This window comes from Azoarcus sp. KH32C, assembly GCF_000349945.1.
Classification (GTDB): domain Bacteria; phylum Pseudomonadota; class Gammaproteobacteria; order Burkholderiales; family Rhodocyclaceae; genus Aromatoleum.
Window position 1 is genome coordinate 4,893,972 of the sequence record NC_020516.1, and the last position, 22,442, is coordinate 4,916,413.

A 22,442-nucleotide genomic window follows, 5' to 3' on the forward strand; every position below is an offset into this window, starting at 1 on the left:
ACACGTGGCCTTGCCGGGCGACCTACCGTCCCGCCGCCGAAGTGCTACGCTCTTGGTTCCCAAGCATCCAGACGTATTGCTCACGGAGGTCCCATGCTGCTCATCGGAATGCTCGATTCGCCCTACGTCCGCCGCGTGGCGGTGTCCCTGCAACTGCTCGGCCTGCCCTTCGAACACCGCTCGCTGTCGGTCTTCCGCAGCTTCGACGAGTTCCGCGAGTACAACCCGGTGGTCAAGGCACCGACGCTCGTCTGCGACGATGGCACGGTGCTGATGGACTCGACGCTGATCCTCGACTACGCGGAAGCGCTCGCCGCGCCGCGCCGCTCGCTGATGCCGACGGCGATCCCCGAGCGCCTGCATGCGCTGCGCATCATCGGCCTCGTCCTCGCGGCGTGCGAAAAGAGCGTGCAGCTCGTCTACGAGCGCCAGCTGCGGCCCACCGAGAAGCAACACGAACCCTGGGCGACGCGCATCACCGGACAATTGCTGGCCGCCTACGATGCGCTGGAAAGCGAGATTTCGCGCCAGCCGCTCGCTGTCGAGCGCGATACCATCGACCAGGCGGGCGTGAGCGCGGCGGTCGCATGGCAATTCACGCAGCAACTGCTGCCGGGCCTGATTCCTCCCACGCGCTGTCCGTCGCTGACGCGCTTTTCCTTCATCGCCGAAACCTTGCCGGAGTTCCTCGCCGCACCGCACGGCGCGGGCGTCGTCAATGAGAAGGCGCCCGAGGAGGCGACCGCACAGACGCGGCACTGAGCATGAGTGATCCGGCATTCGCGACCACCCCCGAACCGCCCTACTACGCGGTGATCTTCAGTTCGCGGCGCACCGTCGGCGATGAGGGCTACGCCCGCATGGCCGAGCGCATGGCGGAGCTCGCGGCGCAGCAGCCGGGCTACCTCGGCGCCGAGAGCGCGCGCGACGCCGACGGTTTCGGCATCACGGTGTCCTACTGGAGCTCGCCCGAGGCGATCGCCGACTGGAAGGCCCACGCCGAGCATGCCGTCGCGCGGGAATTGGGTCGGCGCGTGTGGTACGAGCATTTCGAACTCCGCGTGGCGCGGGTCGAACGCGCCTACGGCAAGGGCTGAGGCAGCGGCCGGCCTGCTCCCGCTATTGCGCCTGCATCAGCGGCAGGTCGGCCCCCTTGCGGCCCTCCGCCGCCCAGGACAGCTGCGGCACCCGCCCGGCATCGTCACGGGACGGCCCCAGCGTCAGACGGCGGGCGAGGCGCGGCCGGACGAACCACAAGGCAGCCGCAACCCCGACCGTCAGCGAAACGCCGTACAGCCCCAGAAAGCCGCCGTAACCGAGCAGCGCGGCGGCAGGCTTCGCAAGGCCGACGAAAGCCGCATGCAGCCAGGTCACGACGCTGATCGCCCCCAGCACGGCAGGCAGTCGCGCGGCACGGCGCGCATCGTCCTGCGGTTCGCACAGGCGCCTGAAGGCTACCCGGTGCAGCGCGAGACCGTTGAGCGATAGCAGCACGACCACGGTGAGCTTGGCGAGCAGCTTGGGCTTGGTCATCAGCGCGGCCAACTCGAAGCGGGTATCCAGCCAGATCATCGTCAGGCCCGTCACCCACAGCACCAGCAAGGCGGCCGTGACGGCGCCGGCCGCCTTGCGCAGCAGGGTCGTATCGATACGCTGGCGCGCGAAGATCGCATAGTCTCCGAAGGCGATGCCCGCCCCCGCTGCGACCATGGCCAGAAGATGCAACAGGACGAAGCCCATGCGCACGATGGAAACGACATCGACGATCGGCGCCTCCATCAGCTCACCCCGTCGCGGGGATGCGAACCGCGATGCGCGGCCCTGCTGAACAGTGTTGCCTCCACACGGCATTTCGCGGGCACGGCATGAACAAGACGGACATCCTTCCCCGCCTCGGGAGCAGCGGCACGGATTGCCCGCGCCGGCGCGACCGGGGTCATACGCAGCATAGTGCTTTCCTTTTATTGGTTTGGCACTGGCTGGCTTTGGACCGTTGTGGCTGGCTGGTGCGGTGTCTCTCGATTGGTATTTGCCGGATCGGGAACCTTGTCCGGCGGCTGGATCCGCCTTTCCAACCCAGCGCTGCACTTTAAATGCGAATCATTTGCATTGCAAGCCCCGCTGCCAGCGAGCTTCAACCTCGCGACCAGCTCGTTCCGGACGCCGCTGTCCGCTCGCGGCGAACGAAGGTCGGCACGCGGTGGCGCCCCGGTACGCCGATCGCGCCCTCTACATACCGCCAAGCAGCAGGGCCGCAACCGTCTGGCCAACGCACCCTGCAAACCTGGGTGCAGGGCGCGGTGGGATCTCACTCGATGTTCTGCACCTGCTCGCGCATCTGCTCGATCAGCACCTTCATCTCCATCGCAACGCCGGTGATGTCGGTCGCGGCGGACTTCGACGCGAGGGTGTTCGCTTCGCGGTTGAGTTCCTGCATCAGGAAATCCAGGCGCTTGCCGGCCGCGCCGCCGGCCTTGAGGATGCGGGCGACTTCCTCGAGGTGGGCCGTCAGGCGCGACAGTTCCTCGGCGACGTCGATGCGCTGCGCGAAGAGCGCGACCTCCTGGCGGATACGGTCCTCGTCGAGCGAGGCGACCGCTTCGCGCAGGCGCGCCGACAGGCGTTCCTGGTAGTCGGCGACGATCTCGGGCACGCGCGGCTGCGCCAACGCGACGAGTTCGCGCATGCGCACGAGTCGCTCGGTGATCATCGCGGCGAGCTTCTCGCCTTCACGGCGGCGCGTCGCGACGAATTCGTCGAGCGCGGCGCGGGCCATTTCGAGCAGCGCCGGCTGCAGCTCGTCGAAGCCGATACCGTCGTCGGCGAGCATGCCGGGCCAGCGCAGCACTTCCGATACGCTCAGGGGGGAGGCTTCGGGCAGGCTCGCGCGCACCCGCGCCTGCGCTTCGCGCAGCTGGTCGAGCAGCCCGGCATTGAGCGCCAGGTTGCGCGGCGCCGCGCCGTTCGTGTGCAGGTTGAGGCGGCATTCGACCTTGCCGCGCGTGAGGCGCCCGGTGATCAGCTCGCGCAGCGCCGGTTCGGCTTGGCGCAGTTCGTCGCCGATGCGGAAAAAGAGGTCGAGATAGCGCGAATTGACGCTGCGCAGCTCGAGATTGAGGCTCACCTGCCCAAGGTCGCGGGTCTGGACCGCGAAACCGGTCATGCTGTGGATCATGTCTGCTCTACTCCGGGAACCCGCCATGTTCCTGTACACTGCGGGCACCAATGAATTTGTCGTGGAAAGCCGAAGATTCGCCTTCCCCCATAATGCCGTCGCAAACCAACTGCCCTCTTCCCGCCGGTTATCAGCTGGATCAGTACCGAATCGAGCGGCAGCTGTCTCTCGGCGGCTTCTCGATCGTGTATCTGGCACACGATCCGGAAGGCACGCCGGTTGCGATCAAGGAATATCTGCCCAATTCGCTGGCGCTGCGCAAGGAAGGGGAGTTCGAGCCGCAGGTCACCGAGGAACACCTGCCGGCCTTCCGCTACGGCATGAAGTGCTTTTTCGAGGAAGGCCGCTCGCTTGCGAAGCTGATGCACCCGAACGTCGTGCAGGTGCTCAACTTTTTCCGTGCCAACGCCACAGTTTACATGGTCATGCGTTTCGAGCGCGGCCGCACACTTCACGACTATATCCAGAAATACCGTGGACAGGTGCGCGAGATCTTCATTCGCGCCGTGTTCACACGCATGCTCAACGGCTTGCGCGAAGTGCATGCGCACAAACTGCTGCACCTGGACATCAAGCCCTCGAACATCTACCTGCGCAACGACGGCACGCCGGTGCTGCTCGACTTCGGCGCGGCGCGGCAGACGCTGATGAGCGATCAGCCGATCCTCAAGCCGATGTACACGCCGGGCTTCGCCTCGCCCGAGCAATACGAGAACCGCGACGCGCTGGGCCCCTGGAGCGACATCTACAGCGTCGGCGCGAGCCTCTATGCCTGCGTCACGGGCTCGGCGCCGCCGCGCGCCGATGAGCGCGTGAAGCGCGACACGCTGACGCCCACCGTCAAATCGAACGCAGGCAAGTACTCCGAGCAGTTGCTGCAGACCATCGACTGGTGCCTGAAGCTCGATCCGCTGGCGCGCCCGCAGAGCGTGTATTCGCTGCAGAAGGCGCTGCTGCGCAAGGCCGAGGGCGACCCCGTCCACGCGGGCCTCTTCGGCGACCTGGGCGCCAGACTGAAGTCCTTTATCGGACGCACATAAGGAAGCGACCGTGAAGTTCACCATTTACCAGGACAGCCGCATCGGCAAGCGCAGTTCGAACCAGGACCGCCTGGCGTACTGCTATTCGCGCGAGGCGCTGCTGATGCTCGTCGCCGACGGCATGGGCGGACACCTGCACGGCGATGTCGCGTCGCACATCTGCGTGCAGTTCATCACCGAGGCCTTCCAGCGCGAAGCCCGTCCGGTGCTGCCTGACCCGTCGATGTTCCTGTCGCGGGCGCTGACCAATGCGCACAACGCGATCCTCGACTATGCCTTCGACAAGAACCTCGCCGAGGCGCCGCGCACGACGGTCGTGGCCTGTGTCGTGCAGGAGGGCTTCGCGCAGTGGGCGCATGCCGGCGACTCGCGGCTCTATGTGCTGCGCCGCGGCCAGGTCGCGATGCACACCAAGGACCATTCGCGCGTGCAGATGATGATGGACCAGGGCCTGATCAACGCCGAGGAAGCCGCCCGCCACCCGAGCCGCAACCGCGTCTACAGCTGCCTCGGCGGCCACCATGCGCCGCAGGTCGAGTTCTCGAAGCGTCTGCCGCTGCGCGATGGCGACGTGCTCGCGCTGTGCTCGGACGGCGTATGGGGCCCGGTCGGCGACGAGCTGCTCGCCACGGAGCTCAATGGCGGCGACGTCATGACCCAGGTCCCGAAAGTCATGGACAAGGCCGAGGAGCTTGCCGGCGCGTCGTGTGACAACCTGTCAATGGTCGCGATGCAATGGCACGACGACACGACGCTGCCCCACGGCGACGCGGTCTCGACGCAGACCATGGCACTCGACAACTTCACGACCCAGCTCGAAGCCTTCGAGCGCACGACCCAGTCGCCGACCGCCCGCTACGACATCACCGACGACGAGATCGAGAAGGCCATCGCCGAGATCAACTCCGCCATCCAGAAATACAGCAAATAGGAAAGTCTTCATGCGCCCCAGCCAACGCCGCGCCGACGAACTGCGCCCGGTCCGCATCACCCGCAACTTCACCTGCCACGCCGAAGGCTCGGTGCTGATCGAATTCGGCGCGACGCGCGTGCTGTGCACCGCAACCGTCGAGGACTCCCTGCCGCCCTTCCTGCGCGGCAAGGGCCAGGGCTGGCTCACCGCCGAATACGGCATGCTGCCGCGCTCGACCCACACGCGCAGCGCACGCGAAGCCGCGAAGGGCAAGCAGAGCGGGCGCACGCAGGAGATCCAGCGCCTGATCGGCCGCAGCCTACGCGCGGTGGTCGACCTCGCCGCACTCGGCGAGCGCCAGATCATCATCGACTGCGACGTGCTGCAGGCCGACGGCGGCACGCGCACGGCGTCGATTACCGGCGCCTGCGTCGCCGTCCATGATGCAATCACCAAGCTCGTCGCCGCGGGCAAGCTCGCCAAGAACCCGATGCGCGACTTCGTCGCCGCGGTCTCGGTCGGCATCCATCAGGGCACCCCGGTGCTCGATCTGGATTACCTGGAGGATTCCGACTGCGACACCGACATGAACGTCGTGATGACCGGCGCCGGCGGTTTCGTCGAAGTCCAGGGCACGGCCGAAGGCAGCCCCTTCTCGCGCGAGGAACTCAACGCGCTGCTGGCACTCGCAGAAGGAGGCATCCGCGAGCTCGTCGCCTTACAGAAGGCGGCGCTCGCGCAATAGTGAGATCCTCATGAGCAAACGACTCGTCCTCGCCAGCAACAACGCCAAGAAGGCGGCCGAACTGGCCGCGCTGCTCGCGCCGCTCGGCATCGAAGTGGTGCCGCAGGCGACGCTCGGCATTCCGGAAGCGGAAGAGCCGCACAACACTTTCGTCGAAAATGCGCTCGCGAAGGCACGCCACGCGTCGGCACTGTCCGGGCTGCCGGCGATCGCCGACGACTCCGGCCTGTGCGTGAACGCGCTCGGCAACGCGCCGGGAGTGCAGTCCGCGCGTTATGCGGGCGAGCCGAAGTCGGACGCGCGCAACAACGCGCTGCTGCTCGAACGCCTCGAAGGCGTTGCGGACCGGCGTGCCTACTTCTACTCCGTCGTCGTGCTGGTGCGCCACGCCGAAGACCCCCGCCCGCAGATCGCCGACGGCGAATGGCACGGCGAGATTCTACAGGCCCCGCGCGGCGAGGCCGGTTTCGGCTACGACCCGCTGTTCTTCGTGCCCGAGATGAACCAGACCGCCGCCGAACTGGACGCCAAGCTGAAGAACACGCTGAGCCACCGCGGCGCGGCGATGCGGCATCTCCTCGCGCGGCTGGAGACGGATCCGCTGTGAGCAGTCGCCGCGTCATTCCGCTGACCGTCGCCCCGGCCGTCGGCACGAGTCCCCTCGCCGTGCCCGAACGCCCGCAGCTCACGGCCTCGCCGCCGCTCGCGCTGTACGTGCATTACCCGTGGTGCGTGAAGAAGTGCCCCTACTGCGACTTCAACTCGCACGCCCAGCGCGGCGGGGAGATCCCGGAAGCGGCCTACATCGATGCGCTGCTCGCGGACCTCGAATCGGCGCTGCCACAGGTGTGGGGCCGGCGTGTGCATTCGATCTTCATCGGCGGGGGCACGCCCAGCCTGATCTCGTCCGAGGGTCTCGACCGGCTGCTGACCGGTATCCGCATGCTGCTGATGCTCGATCCGATGGCGGAGATCACGCTGGAGGCGAATCCTGGCACGGTCGAGGCGCAGCGCTTCCGCGACTACCGCGCGGCCGGGGTCAATCGCCTGTCGCTCGGCATCCAGAGCTTCGACGACCGCCAGCTCGAACGGCTCGGCCGCATCCACGGGGGCGACGAGGCGCGCCGCGCGATCGACACGGCGCTCGCGCACTTCGAGCGCGTCAATCTCGACCTGATGTACGCGCTGCCCGAGCAGACGCTCGCCGAAGCGCTTGCCGACCTCGAGACCGGCCTCGCCTTCGGCGTCACGCACCTCTCGTGCTATCACCTGACGCTCGAACCGAACACGCCTTTCGCGCACTCGCCGCCACCGCTGCCCGACGACGACCTCTCCGCCGACATGCAGGACGCGATCGAGACGCGGCTTGCCGAAGCCGGTTTCCTCCATTACGAGACCTCGGCCTTCGCGAAACCCGGCCAGCAGTGCCGGCACAACCTCAACTACTGGACCTTCGGCGACTACCTCGGCATCGGCGCGGGCGCGCATGGCAAGCTGTCGAGCCATGAGGGGATCGTGCGCGAGATGCGCCACAAGCATCCGTCGCACTATCTCGAAGGCGCGGCGCGGCGCGATTTCGTGCAGGAGCGGCGCGAGGTCGGCGTCGCCGAGCTGCCTTTCGAATTCATGATGAACGCGCTGCGCCTGACCGGTGGCTTCCCGCGCCGGCTCTTCGCCGAACGCACGGGCCTGCCCTTCGCGGCGATCGAGGCGGAGCTCGCGGAAGCACGCCGGCGCGGTCTCGTCGAAATCGACGCCGAGGACATCCGCCCCACTGAACAGGGGCGGCACTTCCTCAACGACTTGCTGACGATGTTCCTGCGGGACTAAGCCTTAGGGCGCTTCGCACAGGCAGTGCAGGTAGATGTGCTGCGGATCGTTCCAGTGCAGCAGTTCCACCGCCTCCGCGCGCAGACCATTCAGCACGCGCTGCAGCGGCGAATCGACGGCCGGAGCGGCCGGCATCGCTGCGTCGATCATGCGGCGCATCAGCAGCTGCAGCGGATGGATGTCCGGCGTCTGCCACACGGTTTCGTAACGCTCGATCCCCGCCCGCTTCGCCGCCGCCGCGATCGCGCCATCGACGCCGCCGAGCTGGTCGACGAGCCCGAGCTTGCTGGCGGTCTCGCCCGTCCACACGCGGCCCCGAGCGATCGGATCGACCTCGGCGACCGGCATCGAGCGGGCGGTTGAAACGGTCTGCAGGAAGCGCTGGTAGCTGTGATCGACGCCGAGCTGGATCGCCTTTGCGAGGCCGGGATCCAGCGGCCGCCGCGGGTCGAGCGCGCCCGCGAGGGGGCCGGTGGAGACGCCATCGGTGGTCACGCCGAGCTTTTCAAGCGGCTCGGCGAGCTCGGGGAACAGCGCGAATACGCCGATCGAGCCGGTGAGCGTTTCGGGACGCGCCCAGATCTCGTCGGCGCCGGCGGCGATCCAGTACCCGCCCGACGCGGCGACCGAACTCATCGACGCGACGACCGGCTTGCCCGCGCGACGCGTCAGCTCGAGTTCGCGCCGGATCACTTCCGAGGCCCACGCGCTGCCGCCGGGGCTGTCGATGCGCAGCACGACGGCCTTCACGCGGTCATCCTCGCGCGCATTGCGAATCTCGTCCGCCAGGCTGTCGCCGCCGACCGATTCGCCGTCGTTGCCGCCGTCGACGATCGCGCCCTGAGCAACCAACACGGTGATTCGGGCCGATTCGTGCGGGCGTGCCGCGCGCACCGCGGCGACGTAGTCCGAGACGTCGACGTGGCGGTAATCCTTGCCGTCGTCGGCCGTGCCGACGCGCGACTTCAGCATTTCGCGCCACTCGTCGCGCTGGCTCATGCCGTCGACGAGACCTGCGTCGTGCGCCGCCCGCGCCGTATCGCCGCCAGCCTCGGCGAGCACGCCCGGGAAGTCCGCGACGTAGCGTTCGAGCTTCTCCGGCGCGAGCTTGCGCGAACCGGCGACACCGCTGCGCATGCCGTCCCACAGCGCCTGCAGCAGGTCGCGCGTCGCAGCCCGGTCCTCGTCGGACATGTCTGCGCGCGTGAAGGGTTCGGCGAAGGACTTGTACTCGCCGACACGGAACACATGGACCCTCACACCGAGCTTGTCGAGCGCGCCTTTGTAATAGTTCGAATAGCGGGAGAGTCCGGTCAGCAGCACGAAGCCGTCGGGCGCGATATGGACGACGTCGGCGACGCTCGCCAGGTAGTACTGCGCCTGCGTGAAGCGTTCGCCGCGCGCGAACACCGGCTTGCCGGTCGCCTTGAACGCAACGATCGCGTCGCGCAACTCGGCGAGCTTGGACAGGCCGGAGCTGCCCATGCCGTCGGTGTCGATCACAATCGCCTTGATGCGCGAATCCTCGCGTGCGGCCTGGATCGCCTCCAGCAGGTCGCGCAGCGGCGTGCGCGCGACCGGCACGCCCCCCGAGCGCACGAGCCCGAGCGGATCATCGAGGGTCATCTGCTCGACGAGCGTCCCCATCGGGCGCACAAGCAGCGCCGCCCCGTCGGGCACGCCGGGCGCCGGGCGCAGCGCCACGACGACGATCGCCGCGACGATGGCGACGAAGACGAGATTGAGGACGAAGCGGCGCAAGAGATCGATCGCGCGCCCGAGTCCCGCCAAGAACCTCCCCACCGAACCCATCTTCCCTGCTCTCCCTCAGCGCGGGCTCAGGCGCCGCGGCGCCGGAACACCAGATCCCATACCCCGTGACCGAGCTTCAGGCCCCGGTTCTCGAACTTCGTCAGCGGCCGGTAGTCCGGACGCGGCGCAAAACCGTCGGCGGTGTTTTCCAGCAACGCTTCGCCGGAGAGCACCTCCATCATCCAGTGAGCATACTCTTCCCAGTCGGTCGCGCAATGCAGATATCCACCGGGCGCAAGACGCGAAGCGATCAGCGCGACGAAATCGGGTTGGATGATGCGGCGCTTGTGGTGACGCTTCTTGCGCCACGGGTCGGGGAAGAAGACGTGCACGCCGGCGAGCGAGCCTTCCGGGATCATGTCGCGCAGCACCTCGACGGCGTCGTGCTGCATGATGCGCAGGTTCGTGAGCCCGCCTTCGGCGATCAGCTTGCACAGGCTGCCGACGCCGGGTCCGTGCACCTCGATGCCGAGGAAATCCTTGTCGGGCGCGGCCGCGGCGATCTTCGCGGTGGTCTCGCCCATGCCGAATCCGATCTCAACGATCTTCGGCGCGGCGCGGCCGAAGGCGGCGTCGAGGTCGAGCGGTGCGATGCGGTAGGGGATCGCGACTTTCGGCAGCGTCTCGTCGAGATGGCGCTGCTGCGCGACCGACATGCGGCCCTGGCGCAGCACGAAGCTGCGGATCGAACGGCTCGAAAAGCGCGCTTCAGGATCGCGCCCCTCCTCGTTGTCGATGGGGGCAGTGTCGGGCATATCGGGGCGGGGGCTGGTCATGAGGCGAAAAAGCGAACGGGGCCCCGCCGCGGCGCGGACCGCCGGCGGAGCCCGGTGAAGGGAAAGAATCAGGAACCGATCAGGCCTTGGGTCGGCGAACTCGGGTCGGCGGAGTACAGCTTGCGCGGCATGCGGCCGGCGAGGAAGGCTTCGCGGCCGGCTTCGACCGCCTTCTTCATCGCGCTCGCCATCAGCACGGGCTTTTTCGCGTGCGCGATGGCGGTATTCATCAGCACGCCGTCGCAGCCGAGCTCCATCGCGATCGCGGCGTCCGAAGCGGTGCCGACGCCCGCGTCGACGAGGACCGGCACCTTGGCCTGGTCGATGATGAGGCGCAGGTTCCACGGGTTGAGGATGCCCATGCCGGAGCCGATCAGGGACGCGAGCGGCATCACCGCGACGCAGCCGATCTCTTCGAGCATCTTGGCCTGGATCGGATCGTCGGCGCAGTAGACCATCACGTCGAAGCCGTCCTTGACGAGGATCTCGGCCGCCTTCAGCGTTTCGGGCATGTTCGGGAACAGCGTCGTCGGATCGCCGAGCACTTCAAGCTTGCACAGCGGATGCCCGTCGAGGAGCTCGCGCCCGAGGCGCAAGGTGCGCACCGCGTCCTCGGCGTTGTAGCAACCGGCGGTGTTCGGCAGGATCGTGAATTTTTCCGGCGGCAGCACGTCGAGCAGGTTGGGCTCGCCCGCGTTCTGGCCGATGTTCGTGCGGCGGATCGCGACGGTGACGATCTCGGCGCCCGAGGCGTCGATCGCTTCGCGCGTCTCGTCGAAATCCTTGTACTTGCCGGTCCCGACGAGAAGACGGGAGCGGTAGGACTTGCCTGCGATGACCAGGGAGTCGTTCATGTTCGACCTGTAGAAATTCGGTGGGGGTTCGGTAGCCGGCGCGAGCCGGCGCTCGGGGCCATGTTGGGCGATCCGCTCGTCAGCCGCCGCCCACGGCAACTACGATCTCCAGCCGGTCGCCTTCTGCGAGGACGGTCTCGCCGTGCCGGCCCTTCGGAACGATCTCGCCGTTGCGCTCGACCGCCAGCCGCTTGCCGGTGAGCCCCCGGCCCTCCAGGAGCGCGAGCACGCTCAGCCCTTCGTCGAGCGATTCGTTCTGACCGTTGATGGTGACCTGGATCATGCGCGTGCCGGAAAATGCGTAAACGGCCTTGAAGTTTAGCATGTGCGCAGCCGGCGATTCCGCTCCGCTAGTGCCCTCGCGGGCTGTGACATGCTTGCCGGATCCCGGGTTCCGGTCCAGCCAGGGCCCGGAGCCGAAAGACCGGGCGGCCGGTGCCCGAGTGTGCGGACGGTCGCGACTGCCCTCGGCCGGCTCGGCAAACGGCGCCGGCCGAGCGCCCGTCGTTGCGCAACGCCCCGCCTGTCATTAGAATGGCGCCCTGCCCGATGCAAATCGGGCCTCCGAGCGGGCGTCGTATAATGGTAATACCCTAGCTTCCCAAGCTAGAGCCGTGGGTTCGATTCCCATCGCCCGCTCCAGTCGAATTCAGTGCAAAAGCCAGCCTTCGGTGCTGGCTTTTTTCGTTTTCGGCCCTGGAAGATGTCGACACGGTCCACGAGATCGCGCATTTCCGGGCAGGAAACGCCGGATGGGACGGGATGCGATCGAAGGGGAGAATGGCAAATGCTGGTGCGTCCTGACGGATTCGAACCGCCGACCTCCACGATGTCAACGTGGCGCTCTAACCAACTGAGCTAAGGACGCACGTGCGGGAATTGGTTGCGGGGGCAGGATTTGAACCTGCGACCTTCGGGTTATGAGCCCGACGAGCTGCCAGACTGCTCCACCCCGCGTCCGTGAGTGCTGCTGCATGCCGGTTCATTGCTGAATGGAGCGGGAAACGAGTCTCGAACTCGCGACCTCAACCTTGGCAAGGTTGCGCTCTACCAACTGAGCTATTCCCGCTTTTCCGGCCACCGATCGTTTGGAGCAAGCGACCGGTGAAGGGGGCGCATTATAAGGGCCCCGCGCCGGTTTGCAATAGCCTTTTGAGGGGCGGATGCAAAAAAGCCGCCCCGGAGGACGGCTTTCGACTTGACGCCACACCGCTTACTTCGTGGCGGGCGTCGCCGAGCCAGCCTTCGCGTCGGCCTTCGCACCGGTCGCCGCATCGGTCTTGGCGGCGGTATCGACATGCTTCTTCGCGACGCGCTTCTTGGTGTGCTTGACCGGTTCCTTGGCGGTGTCGGCGGCCGCAGCCGGCGTGGCCTTTTCGGCAGGCATGGCGCTCGTTGCCGGGGTGGCCGGAACGACCTTTTCACCGGCGCTCGCCGGAGTTGCCGGCGTCGCCTTCACGGCCGGAGTGGCCGGCGTGGCGGGCGTCGCGCCCTGCGCGAAGGATATGGAGGCGAAACCGGCGGCAATGGCCAGGGCAATGATCTTCTTCAGCATGTCGATACTCCTCGATTAACGGTTGGTCGATCAGGGGGCGTTCCAATCGTGCCCCTGAGCAAATAACGCGCGGGCGGTCGGGGAGATATCGGCCGGAATGTAAGGCCCGATGACTTTGTATCAGGCGTGAGACATGTCGCGGCGGGCGCCGGAGCGCCGCGCCGCCTCTGAGCCTAGTTCGAGGCGATCACGCCGCAGGCGACGCGCGCGCCGGAGTTGCCGGTGGGCTGGGTCGTGAAGTCGTCCGGCGCCGCATGGACGATGACCGCGCGGCCGACGATGTTGCCGTTGCCCTTGGAGGTGAGCGACAAGCCGTCGACGGTGGTGCTGAGCTTGGCGTTGCCGGCGGCGTCGGCGACGAGCATCGGCAGGTCGCCCGCGTGGTGTTCGGGCTTGCCAGGCTGGCCGTGCGGCATCCCCGTCGGGTTGAAGTGGCCGCCCGCGCTGGTCGCGTCGGGCGCCGAGCAGTCGCCCTTCTCGTGGATGTGGAAGCCGTGGCCGCCCGGAGCGAGCCCGCCGAGGCGCGCTTCGACGATCACGCCGCCGTCGATTTCGGTGAAGCGGACCTGGCCGGTCGCGGTATTGCCTTTCGTGGGCGCGAGCGGAACGTCGATCGCGACGGGGCCCTTGGTCGCCACACCGTTGCAGGCGGCGAGCAGGACAGAGGCGAGGAGCAGCGGGGTCAGGGAGCGAGGGGTCATCGTTGTGCGTCCTTTGTCGAGTGGAAGCAACAGCCGCAACAGCCGCGAGAGGCGGCGCGGATGCGCCGTCCCGCGACTTGATGATGGCCTATGCCGTTGAGGATTGGAAGCGCACCACGACACGCAAGGGCGCACGCCAGGGATGTCAACGTGACAATGCGCTCGTCGTGACGCGCTGCGGCGGCTGCGGCACGAAGACGAAATGCGGCGTCGGGATGGGCTCGCCGGGGGCAAGGGCGACCGGAGCAGGCTCGCCCGCCGGCCCGAGGGCACGCAGGTAGCGATAGACGGCGACCAGATCGGCCTCGCTCATCGCGCGCAGCGACGACCAGGGCATCGGCGGACGGCCTTCGCGCCGAACGCGCTCGAGCCAACCGGCTTCGTCGAGGCCCGCAGCGACGAGACGGAGGTTGGACGGATAGGTCACGCCCCAGGGCCCGGCGAAGCCGACGGCCGAGCCGGTGAGGCGCTCGGCTTCGGGCACCTTGCCGTCGCGCGGGATGTAGCCGTCGGTGTGACAGTCGTTGCAGCCGGCGACGCTGGCGAGGTAGCGACCGCGTGCGACCGGGTCGGTGGCATCGTCCGCCGCAAGAACGTTGGCAGTGGCGGCGGCGAGGAGGATCAGCGGAAGGACGATCTGGCGTTTCATGATTGCTCCAGGGAGTGGTGACGACGGCCATCGCAGCCTAGGCAGGCGGCTGCGCCGCCGCTCTTAAGAGTTCGCTCGCGAAATCCTAAAAAAGTGTTAAATCCGCCTCATGCGTACTCGCCTTCGGCGACGAGCGCGTGCGCCGTGGCGGCGATCGCTTCGGCCTGCGGCACGAAAGCCTGTTCCAGCGGCCAGGATGAGGGTGCCGGGACGTCCGGGCCGGTCAGGCGGCGGACGGTCGCCTTCAGGCTGCCGAAGGCGTGCTCGGCGACGAGCGCCGCGACTTCGGCGCCGACGCCGCACAGGCGGCTCGCCTCATGCACGACGAGCACGCGGCCGGTCTTCCTCGCGGAGGCGAGGATCGCGGCCTCGTCGAGGGGCTTCAGCGAGCGCAGGTCGAGTACTTCGGCCGAGATGCCCTGCGGTGCGAGCGCGTCGGCCGCCGCGGCGCAGTGCAGCGCGGTCTTGGCGTAGCTGACGAGGGTCACGTCGCGGCCTTCGCGCAGCGTTGCGGCACGGCCGAGCGGCACGACATGCTCGCCTTCGGGCACTTCACCGGCCTGATAGCCAAGCGCGAGGTCCATGAAGAAGAGCACCGGATTGTCGTCGCGGATCGCGGCTTTCAGCAGGCCCTTGAAGTCGGCGGCCGAGGACGGCATCACGACCTTGAGGCCGGGGCTGTGCACGAACCAGGCTTCGAGGTTGTGGTTGTGCTGCGCGCCGACGGTCCAGCCGGCGCCCGTCATCGCGAGCACGACCATCGGGAACTTGAACTGGCCGCCCGAGAGGTAGCGGAGCTTGCCGGCGCTATTGACGATCTCGTCCATCGCGAAGCACAGGAAAGGGGCGAAAAGGAGGTCGACGATCGGCCGCAGGCCGCTTGCCGCAGCCCCGGCAGCGGTGCCGGCGATGATGCCTTCGGCGAGCGGCGTGTTCCTGACGCGCGCGGCGCCGAATTCGGCGACGAGGTTGGCGCGCTTGGTCGCGACGCCTTCGCCGAACATCAGCACGGCGGGATCGCGGCGCATTTCCTCGGCGAGCGCCTGGGTGATGGCTTCGTTGACGGTAATCACGGACATGGCGGGCTTCTCCTAGGCGTAGACGTCGGCGACGAGTTCAGACAGTTCGGGGTAAGGCGAGGCGTTCGCGAAGGCGACGGCTTCGTCGATCGCGGCCTGCACGCGGGCGCGGATCTGTGCGAGGCGGCCGTCGCCGAGGCGACCCGCCGCACGCAGCCGGTTCGCGAGCAGTTCGATGGGGTCGCGGGCGCGCCATGCGGCAAGCTCGGCCGGATCGACGTAGGCCTGGTCATCGGGCTCGAAATGGCCGCGCGTGCGATAAGTCAGCGTTTCGAGGAAGGCAGGCTCGCCGGTTTCGCGGATGCGGGCGACGAGACGCGTGGCCGCGGCGTGCACGGCTTCGACGTCGTTACCGTCGACGGTCTCGGCGACGAGGCCGTGGGACGCCGCCCAGTCGCACACGTGCGCCATCGGCATCGTGTCGCGCCGGCGGACGAAGGCCTGCCATTCGTTGTTCTCGCAGACGTAGAGGATCGGCAGCTTCCACACGACGGCGAGGTTCAGCGACTCGTGGAACACGCCTTCGCAGGCCGCACCGTCGCCGAAGAAGGTCGCGACGATGCCCTCGTCGCCGGGGGTCATCGTGCGGGCGAGCGCGACGCCGGGCGCGAGCGAGAGTTCGCCGCCGACGATGGTCGAGGTCAGCACGACGCCGAGCTCGGCGGCCGAGATGTGCAGCGAGCCGCTCTTGCCCTTGCAGTAGCCGGTGCGCTTGCCGAGCACTTCGGCGACGAGGCGCCCGGGGTCCGCGCCGCGCGCGATCAGGTGGCCGGCGCTGCGGTGGTTGGTGAGGATGCGGTCCTCGCGGGCCAGCGCGCGGACGACGCCGACCGCCGCCGCTTCCTGCCCGACCGAGGTGCAGGTGCCGGGAGAATTGCCGCCTGCGGCGATGCCGGCGACGGCCTCCTCGTAGGCGCGGATCTGCATCATCGTCTCCAGCAATGCGAGCGGGGACGGGTCGTGTTGGACGTGTTGCATGAGTCGCCTCCATGTGTCGATGGACGGCCCGGCGGGGCCGGGCGTGCTCGCACTGTAGGCGCCCGAAAGGCGGCCGGACGGCGCTTAAGGGACTCTTAGGATTCGCTGAGGGAAGATTTAGGAAGGGGCGGAATTCAGGTCCGCGCCGGGTCCGAGGCGACCTCGACGAGGCTCAGCGGCCGCGTCGTGCTGAGCTGCAGCCGCCCTCGCCCGGCCTTTTCGAGGCGCACGCAGGCGCCCCGCTCGTTGAGGCGGCGGCGCAACAGGATCAGGCGCGCTTCGAGGTTGTCGCTGAGGTCCGGCAGGCGGATGCGTGGGTCGAGGCGCAGTGCGCGATTGCTGAAGGTATTGCGCCCGGTCTCGACGTGGTCGCGCACGAGCGCCCAGAAGATCGAACCGGCCACACCCTTGATCAGGTAGTCGTCGTCGAGGAAGACACTGTCGTCGGCGGCGTAGTGGCGTACGACAACCGGGGCGCCGTCGGCGGGCCCGGCTTCGGGCTCCGGCGCCGGGGCGTCGTCGCCGACCTCGCCCGCCTGCTGCAAGGCGAGCATCGTGGCGCCGAGCTGGCCGGCAAGCGCGACGAGCGCGTCCTCGTCGTCGTAGCCGAAGCGCAGGTTTTGCGCACTCTCGACGTAGAGCACGCCAAGGAGCCGTCCGCCGGCACGGATCGGCACCGCGAGCTGGCTCGCCGATTCCGCCAGGCCAGGCAGGGGGATCTCGGTCTCGAGTGCATCGCCCAAGCCGTTCGCCGCCGCCGCGGCGCGGATCGCGCGGCCGTAGGTGTACTCGAACGTCATATAGCCGATGCGGATCGGCGTCGCCTCGCGTGCCGCCACCCCGATCACGCCCTGGCCGAGCGGGATCTCCGAGCCGACGCCGGACTGTGCGTAGCCGCGGCTCGCGATCGTATAGAGGCGCGTGCCCGAGCCATCGAGCAACAGGAGCATCGCGTGGTGGACGTCGAACTGGCTTTCGAGGCAGGCGAGCGTCTCGGTGAAGAGCTGATCGAGATCGCGGCAGGCGGACACCCGTGCGGCGGTCGCGCGCAAGGCCGCGAGGAGGTTCGCGCGCGGCGGCGGCGAGGGCGCGAGCGCAACTCCGGGGACGCGCTCGACGTCGAGCACGCGATAGATGTCGGAGCCGAGGAGGCGGAACACGCCACTCATGCCGGTGTGCGACGCGATGCCGGCGAGCTTGGCCTTCATCCGCTCGAAAAGCGGCCCCGCCGTCTCGGTGCGCAGGTAACACAGCTGCAGCCGGTAGCGCTCGGCGGTGTGCGGATGCGTGACGATGAGGCGCGCGTTGGGATTTTCGAGGATGTTGCGCCGTGTGGTGTTGAAGAACTGGTAGGACAGCGCCACATGCTGGCCGTCGACGTATTCGGTCTGTGACAGATAAGCGACGTTGGGCGTGCCGTCGGCCGAGCAGGTCGCCATGATCGCCGGCACGACGCCTTCGAGACAGTCGCGGATCGCGTCGAGCCGCTGCGTCATCGCGCCTCTCCGAGCGGAGTCCCCGCCTTCGGGCCGGGCGTCTGCGAGAAGGCGGCAGTCGGGGTGAAGCTCACGGCGACGACCTCGCCGCCGCTGCAGTCGAGCAGCGTGCGGGTGAAGAGCGGGCTGTAGCCGAGCGCGCCGAGTTCGGCGGTGAAGGCGTCACGGTAGCGTTCGATGCGTGCGAGATCGCCGTCGATCAGCGCTTCGGCGACCGCGTCCTCGCCCTTCAGTTGGACGGTGCGGTGGGTATGCGGCTCGCTGAAGACGACAGCGATGCGTCCGTTGGCGCGCAGGTCGTCGAGCACTTCGCGCGATTGCGCGACGATGAGGAAGAGCGTGACGCGCGAACGGTCGGCGGCGACGCGGCAGCCGATCGCGCGCGTGAGGCTGGGGAGGCGCTCGGCGTTGCAGGAACCTACGCTGATCGACACGCCGGCGGTGGCGAAGAAGGCCGCATGCTCGGCATCGATCAGCGCACCGGCGGAACGGGGATCTTCGGGCATCGGCGCACGCTGGGTTGGGGACCGGGCTCGCCCACTTGCATATGGGCGATGCATGCCGGTCTCACGCCGGCATTCCGGATCAGTATAGTCCCTCGCCCCGCGCGCGTGGGGCTATCTGAAAATCCTCTAGCCTGCGGCGAGGCGGCGGTAGGCACCGCTGTGGTAGATCAACGGCGGGCGCTCGGAAATACGGTCGAAGCGGACGACTTCGGAGATGAACACGAGGTGGTCGCCGCCCGGGTGGCGCGTCGTGTTGCGGCATTCGAAGCGCGCGCAGCAGTCCTTCAGGAGCGGCACGCCGTAGAGGCCGTCATCGATGTCGATACCGGCGAACTTGTCGTCCGAGCGCGTCGCGAAGAGCTGCGACAGGTGTTGCTGATCTTCCGCGAGCACGTTCACGGCGTAGTATTCGCAGGCTTCGAACACCGGCAGGCTCGCGAGGTGGCGCGACAGGCTCCACACGATGAGCGGCGGATCGAGCGACACGGAGTTAAAGGAATTGACCGTCAGGCCGATCGCCTCGCCATTGGGCGCGCGCGTGGTGACGACCGCGATGCCGGTGGCGAACATGCCGAGGGCGTCGCGAAAGGCGCGGGTGAAGTCCTGGTGGGAGAGGGGCGGCTGGGACATGGGCAGGTCGGGCGGCACGGCGGACACGCGGTCGGCCGACGCGGAAATGGATGGAATCGCGGATTATCGCTGCGCAAACGCCATCGGGCAACGAATCGAGGTGCAAAAAGAGATGCAGATCATGGACACGGGCAAGGATTTTGCGCTAAGGCTGAGCGAGTGGCACCGTGCGCACGGACGGCACGACCTGCCCTGGCAGAACACGCGCGACCCTTACCGCATCTGGCTCTCCGAGATCATGCTGCAGCAGACGCAGGTCGACACGGTGATCCCCTACTACGCACGTTTCCTCGCGCGCTTTCCCGACCTCGGGAGCCTCGCGGCGGCGCCCGTCGATGACGTGCTCGCGCTGTGGAGCGGGCTGGGCTACTACGCGCGTGCGCGCAACCTGCACAAGGCCGCGCAGGCGGTGATGAACGAGCACGGCGGCGAATTCCCGCGCCAGCCCGAAGCGATTGCCGAGCTGCCGGGCGTCGGGCGCTCGACCGCGGCGGCGGTCGCGGACTTCGCCTTCGGCGCGCGCGCGGCGATCCTCGACGGCAACGTGAAACGCGTGCTGTGCCGCGTCTTCGGCATCGACGGCTTTCCAGGAGAGCGCGCAGTCGAGCAGCAGTTGTGGGCGCTCGCGGAGGAGTTGCTGCCGCAACGCGACGTCGGAACCTACATCCAGGCGCAAATGGACTTGGGCGCGACGGTGTGCACGCGGGGTCGCGCAGCCTGCGAGCGCTGCCCGATGGCGGACATCTGTGTGGCGCGGCGCGAAGACCGTGTCGGCGAGCTCCCGGCGGCCCGCCCGCGCAAGGCCGCGCCGCAGCGCCAGGTACGGGTCGCGGTGATCCACGCCGAGGGCCGCGTGCTGCTCGAACGGCGCCCGCCCGCGGGCATCTGGGGCGGCCTGCTGGCGCTGCCGGAGATTCCGGACGGCGAAGCGGACGCGGCTCGTTGGCTTGGTGCGCGCTTCGGCCTCGCGGCGCGCGATGCGATCACGCTCGCACCCTTCAACCACAGCTTCACGCATTTCCGGCTCGAGATCACGCCGATCCGCCTCGACGTCGGCGACGCCGGGCACGCAGTGGCCGACGCGGACCACCGCTGGCTCGCGCTCGGCGAACGGGACGAGGCCGGGCTGCCGACGCCGGTGCGGCGCATCCTCGACGCGCTCGCGGACGGGAATCTGGAAGGGGATCTCTTCAGCCGCTGACGGGCGGCCGATCTGCTACCGAATCAGCCGCCGAACACGCCGCGCTGGTCGAGGTACTGGCGGATGATGTCGAGCCGGCCGAGCGTGTCGTCGTATTCGAGCAGCGCCTGCTTGGCCTTGAAGGGGATCGGCAGCAGTTCGGCGAAGCGGTTGCCGACCCACTCGGCGTCGTCGAAGTGGTGAGGCGGCGGCAGGCGCTCCTCGCCGACCTCCGCGAAAATCGCCTGCAGCAGCGCGACGAGCGGCGCGTACTCCTGGGGCAGCGGCACGGGCGCGACCTCCGCGAGCCATTCGACCTCGCCCAGCAGCAATCCGTTGGGACCGGTTTCGGTGCGCAGGATGCGGTAGCGGCGCTCGCCGCGCGTGACGAGGTCGAGCACGCCGGTCTGCGGCATGTCCCATTCGACGATGCGCGCGCTGACGCCGACCGGATGCGGCACGGCCGGTGCGCCGACCTCGCGGCCCTCGGCGATGAGGTTCACGCCGAACACCAGGTCATCCTTCAGGCAGCGGCTCGCGAGATCCATGTAGCGCGCCTCGAACACGTGCAAGGGCAGCACCCCGCCGGGGAAGAGCACGGTCTGCAAGGGGAAGAGGGGCAGCAGGTCCGTCGGATCGCTCATGATTGCCCTTCGATGTCCGCCTCGCCCCAGCGCTGCATCAGCCGGTGCGGCACGCGGATCTGGTCGAGCACGCGTGCGACGACGAAATCGACGAGGTCCTCGACGGTCTGCGGATGGTTGTAGAAGCCGGGGCTCGGCGGCAGGATCACGACGCCCAGGCGCGCGAGCTTGAGCATGTTCTCGAGGTGGATCGGCGAGAACGGCGTCTCGCGCGGCACGAGCACGAGCTTGCGCCCTTCCTTGATCGCGACGTCGGCGGCGCGCTCGATGAGGTTCTGGCTGAGTCCCGCGGCGACCGCCGCGAGCGTGCCCATCGTGCAGGGGCACACGACCATCGCGTCGGCCGGGTTCGAGCCGGACGCGAGCGGCGCGAACCATTCCTCGCGGCCGAAGACGCGCAACTGCCCGGGTGGTGCCGCGAAACGCTCCGACAGCGCCGCCTCGACCTCGGCCGGCCGCGACGGCAGCTCGAGGTTCATCTCCTGCCGCGCGACGATCTGCGCGACCTGCGAATACAGCAGCCACACCTTGCATCCGGCCGCGAGCAGGCATTCGACGAGCCGCAGCCCGTAGGGCATGCCCGAGGCGCCGGTGAAGGCGACAGCGACGGTCTGGGGCGGGAGGGAGGCGGTCATCGGATACTTAGATCTCAATCATTTCAGATAGTCGGTCAGGATCACCCAGCGCCCGTTCTGGATCTGCGCGATGCGGCCGAGACGGTTGCCGAGGTGGTCTTCGCGGCTGAAACGATACTCCGGACTGCCGAAGAAGTCGCGCGGGGTATGCAGGGACTCCATCGCCGCGGTAAAGCGCTCTACCGTCAGATCGGGACCCGCCTTCTCAGCGGCCTTCACGAAGAGGTCGGCGACGCCGTAGCCCATCGCGCTCCAGACGTTCGGTGCCGCGCCGAAACGCTCGCGGTAACGCTTGATCCAGTCCGCGAGCTGGCGGTTCGCACCTTCCTCGTAGGGATGCGGCAGCACGCTCACGCCATACAGGCCCTCGACCGCCTTGCCGCCGAGCTCGTGCGTCTGCGACGAATAGCCGGACGCGGTGACGAGCATGTCGACGTTCCAGCCGATCTTGCGCGCCTCGGTCACGGCAGCGACGGTCTCGCGCACAACGGTCGCGAGCACGACGAAGTCGCAGTCGGCCGCGCGCAGCCGCGCGACCTGGCTCGAGAGGTCGGTCGCACCGCGCTTGTAGCTCGTCTTCTCGACGAGCGGCTGCTTCAGCTTCGCGAGCCCCGCCTCGACGCCCTTCAGCACTTCGAGCCCGTAGTCGTCGTCCTGGTACAGCAGGCAGGTCTTCTTGTAGCCGCGCGTCTGCACCATGTTGCGCGTCGCGGCCTCCATGTAGTCCTGGTAGGGCGCGAACATCTGGAACTTGAGCGGATGGACCGGCGAATAGGTCGATTCGTGCGGCGAGAACGGGAAGAGATGCGGGCGGCCGGCCTCGACGACGATCGGCATCGTCGCCATCACGACCGGCGTGCCGAGGTTCGCGAGGAAGGCGAAGACCTTGTCGCGCTGGATCAGCTTTCTCGCCGCCAGCACGCCCTTCTTCGGATCGTAGCCGGAATCCTCGACCACCAGCCGCAGTTTGCGCCCATGCACGCCACCCGCCGCGTTGGCGTCCTCGAAGCGCAGCAGCATGCCATCGCGCACCGGCGCGCCGAGCAGCGCGATCGGCCCGGAGAGATCCTGGATGCTGCCGACCACGATCTCGTTGCGGCTCACGCCCGGGGTCTCGGCCGCGGCGACGGCGCCGGCAAGGGCGAGACCGAGCACGGCGAGAAAGCGGCGGATGGGCGTCATGGACAGGACCTCGGGCAAATGCGGAAAGACCGATTATCGCGAATAATCCGTCGGACGGCATC

The 22,442-nt window shown here is 68.1% G+C and carries 25 protein-coding genes and 4 tRNA genes; 9 read left to right on the plus strand and 20 right to left on the minus strand.

Annotated elements, in window-relative coordinates:
* Positions 1-93 precede the first annotated feature (93 nt).
* The gene (locus tag AZKH_RS22020) at positions 94-762 is read left to right on the plus strand and encodes a glutathione S-transferase (RefSeq protein WP_015438019.1); all 669 of its coding nucleotides are present in this window, start codon (positions 94-96) and stop codon (positions 760-762) included.
* Between the two features lie 2 nt (positions 763-764).
* Positions 765-1,097 carry an antibiotic biosynthesis monooxygenase gene (locus tag AZKH_RS22025; RefSeq protein WP_015438020.1) on the plus strand — a complete coding sequence of 111 codons (333 nt, stop codon included), beginning with the start codon at positions 765-767 and terminating at the stop codon, positions 1,095-1,097.
* Between the two features lie 22 nt (positions 1,098-1,119).
* Here AZKH_RS22025 and AZKH_RS26445 read toward each other — a convergent pair whose 3' ends face one another.
* Positions 1,120-1,779 (minus strand): hypothetical protein, encoded by a 660-nt coding sequence (locus tag AZKH_RS26445; protein ID WP_015438021.1) that lies wholly within the window; start codon positions 1,777-1,779, stop codon positions 1,120-1,122.
* Positions 1,780-2,308: 529 nt separating this feature from the next.
* Entirely contained in the window at positions 2,309-3,175 is an 867-nt protein-coding gene (locus tag AZKH_RS22035; RefSeq protein ID WP_015438023.1) for a YicC/YloC family endoribonuclease, read from the minus strand.
* Positions 3,176-3,267: 92 nt separating this feature from the next.
* Here AZKH_RS22035 and AZKH_RS22040 point away from each other — a divergent pair, with 92 nt between their 5' ends.
* From AZKH_RS22040 to hemW, 5 genes are read left to right on the plus strand one after another with little or no spacing between them, the layout of a single operon-like run.
* Positions 3,268-4,215 (plus strand): serine/threonine-protein kinase, encoded by a 948-nt coding sequence (locus AZKH_RS22040; protein WP_015438024.1) that lies wholly within the window; start codon positions 3,268-3,270, stop codon positions 4,213-4,215.
* 10 nt (positions 4,216-4,225) lie between these two features.
* A complete protein-coding gene (locus AZKH_RS22045; protein WP_015438025.1) occupies positions 4,226-5,146 on the plus strand; it encodes a PP2C family serine/threonine-protein phosphatase in 921 nt (306 codons plus the stop codon).
* A 10-nt stretch (positions 5,147-5,156) separates the two neighbouring features.
* Positions 5,157-5,873, plus strand: coding sequence for a ribonuclease PH (gene rph, locus AZKH_RS22050; protein WP_015438026.1), 717 nt, complete (start codon positions 5,157-5,159; stop codon positions 5,871-5,873).
* A gap of 10 nt (positions 5,874-5,883) precedes the next feature.
* Positions 5,884-6,480, plus strand: a complete 597-nt coding sequence (gene rdgB / locus AZKH_RS22055; protein WP_015438027.1) for an RdgB/HAM1 family non-canonical purine NTP pyrophosphatase — start codon at positions 5,884-5,886, stop codon at positions 6,478-6,480.
* Positions 6,477-7,703 (plus strand): radical SAM family heme chaperone HemW, encoded by a 1,227-nt coding sequence (gene hemW, locus AZKH_RS22060; protein ID WP_015438028.1) that lies wholly within the window; start codon positions 6,477-6,479, stop codon positions 7,701-7,703. Before rdgB ends, hemW begins: the two co-directional genes overlap by 4 nt.
* A gap of 3 nt (positions 7,704-7,706) precedes the next feature.
* Here the strand turns inward: hemW and sppA are convergent, their stop codons facing one another.
* The 4 genes from sppA to thiS all read right to left on the minus strand — a co-directional run bounded on the left by sppA (position 7,707) and on the right by thiS (position 11,428).
* Positions 7,707-9,515: a signal peptide peptidase SppA gene (sppA, locus tag AZKH_RS22065; RefSeq protein ID WP_015438029.1), complete on the minus strand. Its 1,809-nt coding sequence runs from the start codon at positions 9,513-9,515 to the stop codon at positions 7,707-7,709.
* Positions 9,516-9,541: 26 nt separating this feature from the next.
* On the minus strand, positions 9,542-10,291 hold the full coding sequence (gene trmB / locus AZKH_RS22070; protein WP_172642476.1) for a tRNA (guanosine(46)-N7)-methyltransferase TrmB: 750 nt from the start codon (positions 10,289-10,291) through the stop codon (positions 9,542-9,544).
* 68 nt (positions 10,292-10,359) lie between these two features.
* A complete protein-coding gene (locus tag AZKH_RS22075) occupies positions 10,360-11,145 on the minus strand; it encodes a thiazole synthase (protein ID WP_041657687.1) in 786 nt (261 codons plus the stop codon).
* A 79-nt stretch (positions 11,146-11,224) separates the two neighbouring features.
* A complete protein-coding gene (gene thiS / locus AZKH_RS22080; RefSeq protein WP_015438032.1) occupies positions 11,225-11,428 on the minus strand; it encodes a sulfur carrier protein ThiS in 204 nt (67 codons plus the stop codon).
* Between the two features lie 285 nt (positions 11,429-11,713).
* Here thiS and AZKH_RS22085 point away from each other — a divergent pair.
* Positions 11,714-11,787 (plus strand) — tRNA-Gly (locus tag AZKH_RS22085).
* A gap of 149 nt (positions 11,788-11,936) precedes the next feature.
* Here the strand turns inward: AZKH_RS22085 and AZKH_RS22090 are convergent.
* The 11 genes from AZKH_RS22090 to AZKH_RS22140 form a co-directional block, all read right to left on the minus strand.
* Positions 11,937-12,013, minus strand: a tRNA-Val gene (locus AZKH_RS22090).
* A 12-nt stretch (positions 12,014-12,025) separates the two neighbouring features.
* Positions 12,026-12,102: transfer RNA gene (locus AZKH_RS22095), tRNA-Met, on the minus strand.
* A gap of 36 nt (positions 12,103-12,138) precedes the next feature.
* Positions 12,139-12,214: transfer RNA gene (locus tag AZKH_RS22100), tRNA-Gly, on the minus strand.
* Between the two features lie 144 nt (positions 12,215-12,358).
* Positions 12,359-12,700 carry an amine oxidase gene (locus AZKH_RS22105; protein ID WP_197538742.1) on the minus strand — a complete coding sequence of 114 codons (342 nt, stop codon included), beginning with the start codon at positions 12,698-12,700 and terminating at the stop codon, positions 12,359-12,361.
* Between the two features lie 173 nt (positions 12,701-12,873).
* Positions 12,874-13,401 carry a superoxide dismutase family protein gene (locus AZKH_RS22110; protein ID WP_015438033.1) on the minus strand — a complete coding sequence of 176 codons (528 nt, stop codon included), beginning with the start codon at positions 13,399-13,401 and terminating at the stop codon, positions 12,874-12,876.
* Between the two features lie 145 nt (positions 13,402-13,546).
* The gene (locus tag AZKH_RS22115; RefSeq protein WP_015438034.1) at positions 13,547-14,050 is read right to left on the minus strand and encodes a hypothetical protein; all 504 of its coding nucleotides are present in this window, start codon (positions 14,048-14,050) and stop codon (positions 13,547-13,549) included.
* A gap of 107 nt (positions 14,051-14,157) precedes the next feature.
* Positions 14,158-15,129 (minus strand): alpha-ketoacid dehydrogenase subunit beta, encoded by a 972-nt coding sequence (locus AZKH_RS22120; protein ID WP_015438035.1) that lies wholly within the window; start codon positions 15,127-15,129, stop codon positions 14,158-14,160.
* Positions 15,130-15,141: 12 nt separating this feature from the next.
* Positions 15,142-16,107: a thiamine pyrophosphate-dependent dehydrogenase E1 component subunit alpha gene (locus AZKH_RS22125; RefSeq protein ID WP_015438036.1), complete on the minus strand. Its 966-nt coding sequence runs from the start codon at positions 16,105-16,107 to the stop codon at positions 15,142-15,144.
* Positions 16,108-16,241: 134 nt separating this feature from the next.
* On the minus strand, positions 16,242-17,603 hold the full coding sequence (locus AZKH_RS22130) for a GAF domain-containing protein (protein ID WP_015438037.1): 1,362 nt from the start codon (positions 17,601-17,603) through the stop codon (positions 16,242-16,244).
* Entirely contained in the window at positions 17,600-18,109 is a 510-nt protein-coding gene (locus AZKH_RS22135; RefSeq protein WP_015438038.1) for a pyridoxamine 5'-phosphate oxidase family protein, read from the minus strand. Before AZKH_RS22135 ends, AZKH_RS22130 begins: the two co-directional genes overlap by 4 nt.
* A 126-nt stretch (positions 18,110-18,235) precedes the next feature.
* Entirely contained in the window at positions 18,236-18,739 is a 504-nt protein-coding gene (locus AZKH_RS22140; RefSeq protein ID WP_015438039.1) for a flavin reductase family protein, read from the minus strand.
* 121 nt (positions 18,740-18,860) lie between these two features.
* Between AZKH_RS22140 and mutY the strand changes: the two genes are divergently transcribed.
* On the plus strand, positions 18,861-19,940 hold the full coding sequence (mutY, locus tag AZKH_RS22145; RefSeq protein ID WP_156822285.1) for an A/G-specific adenine glycosylase: 1,080 nt from the start codon (positions 18,861-18,863) through the stop codon (positions 19,938-19,940).
* A gap of 23 nt (positions 19,941-19,963) precedes the next feature.
* On the opposite strand, the gene AZKH_RS22150 is transcribed toward mutY, so the two are convergent.
* Genes AZKH_RS22150 through AZKH_RS22160 form a run of 3 tightly spaced genes read right to left on the minus strand, consistent with a single transcriptional unit; the run spans position 19,964 to position 22,380 of the window.
* Positions 19,964-20,563: an LON peptidase substrate-binding domain-containing protein gene (locus AZKH_RS22150; protein ID WP_015438041.1), complete on the minus strand. Its 600-nt coding sequence runs from the start codon at positions 20,561-20,563 to the stop codon at positions 19,964-19,966.
* On the minus strand, positions 20,560-21,198 hold the full coding sequence (locus AZKH_RS22155; RefSeq protein WP_015438042.1) for a flavin prenyltransferase UbiX: 639 nt from the start codon (positions 21,196-21,198) through the stop codon (positions 20,560-20,562). Before AZKH_RS22155 ends, AZKH_RS22150 begins: the two co-directional genes overlap by 4 nt.
* Positions 21,199-21,216: 18 nt before the next feature.
* Positions 21,217-22,380 (minus strand): ABC transporter substrate-binding protein, encoded by a 1,164-nt coding sequence (locus AZKH_RS22160; RefSeq protein WP_015438043.1) that lies wholly within the window; start codon positions 22,378-22,380, stop codon positions 21,217-21,219.
* Positions 22,381-22,442: the final 62 nt, after the last annotated feature.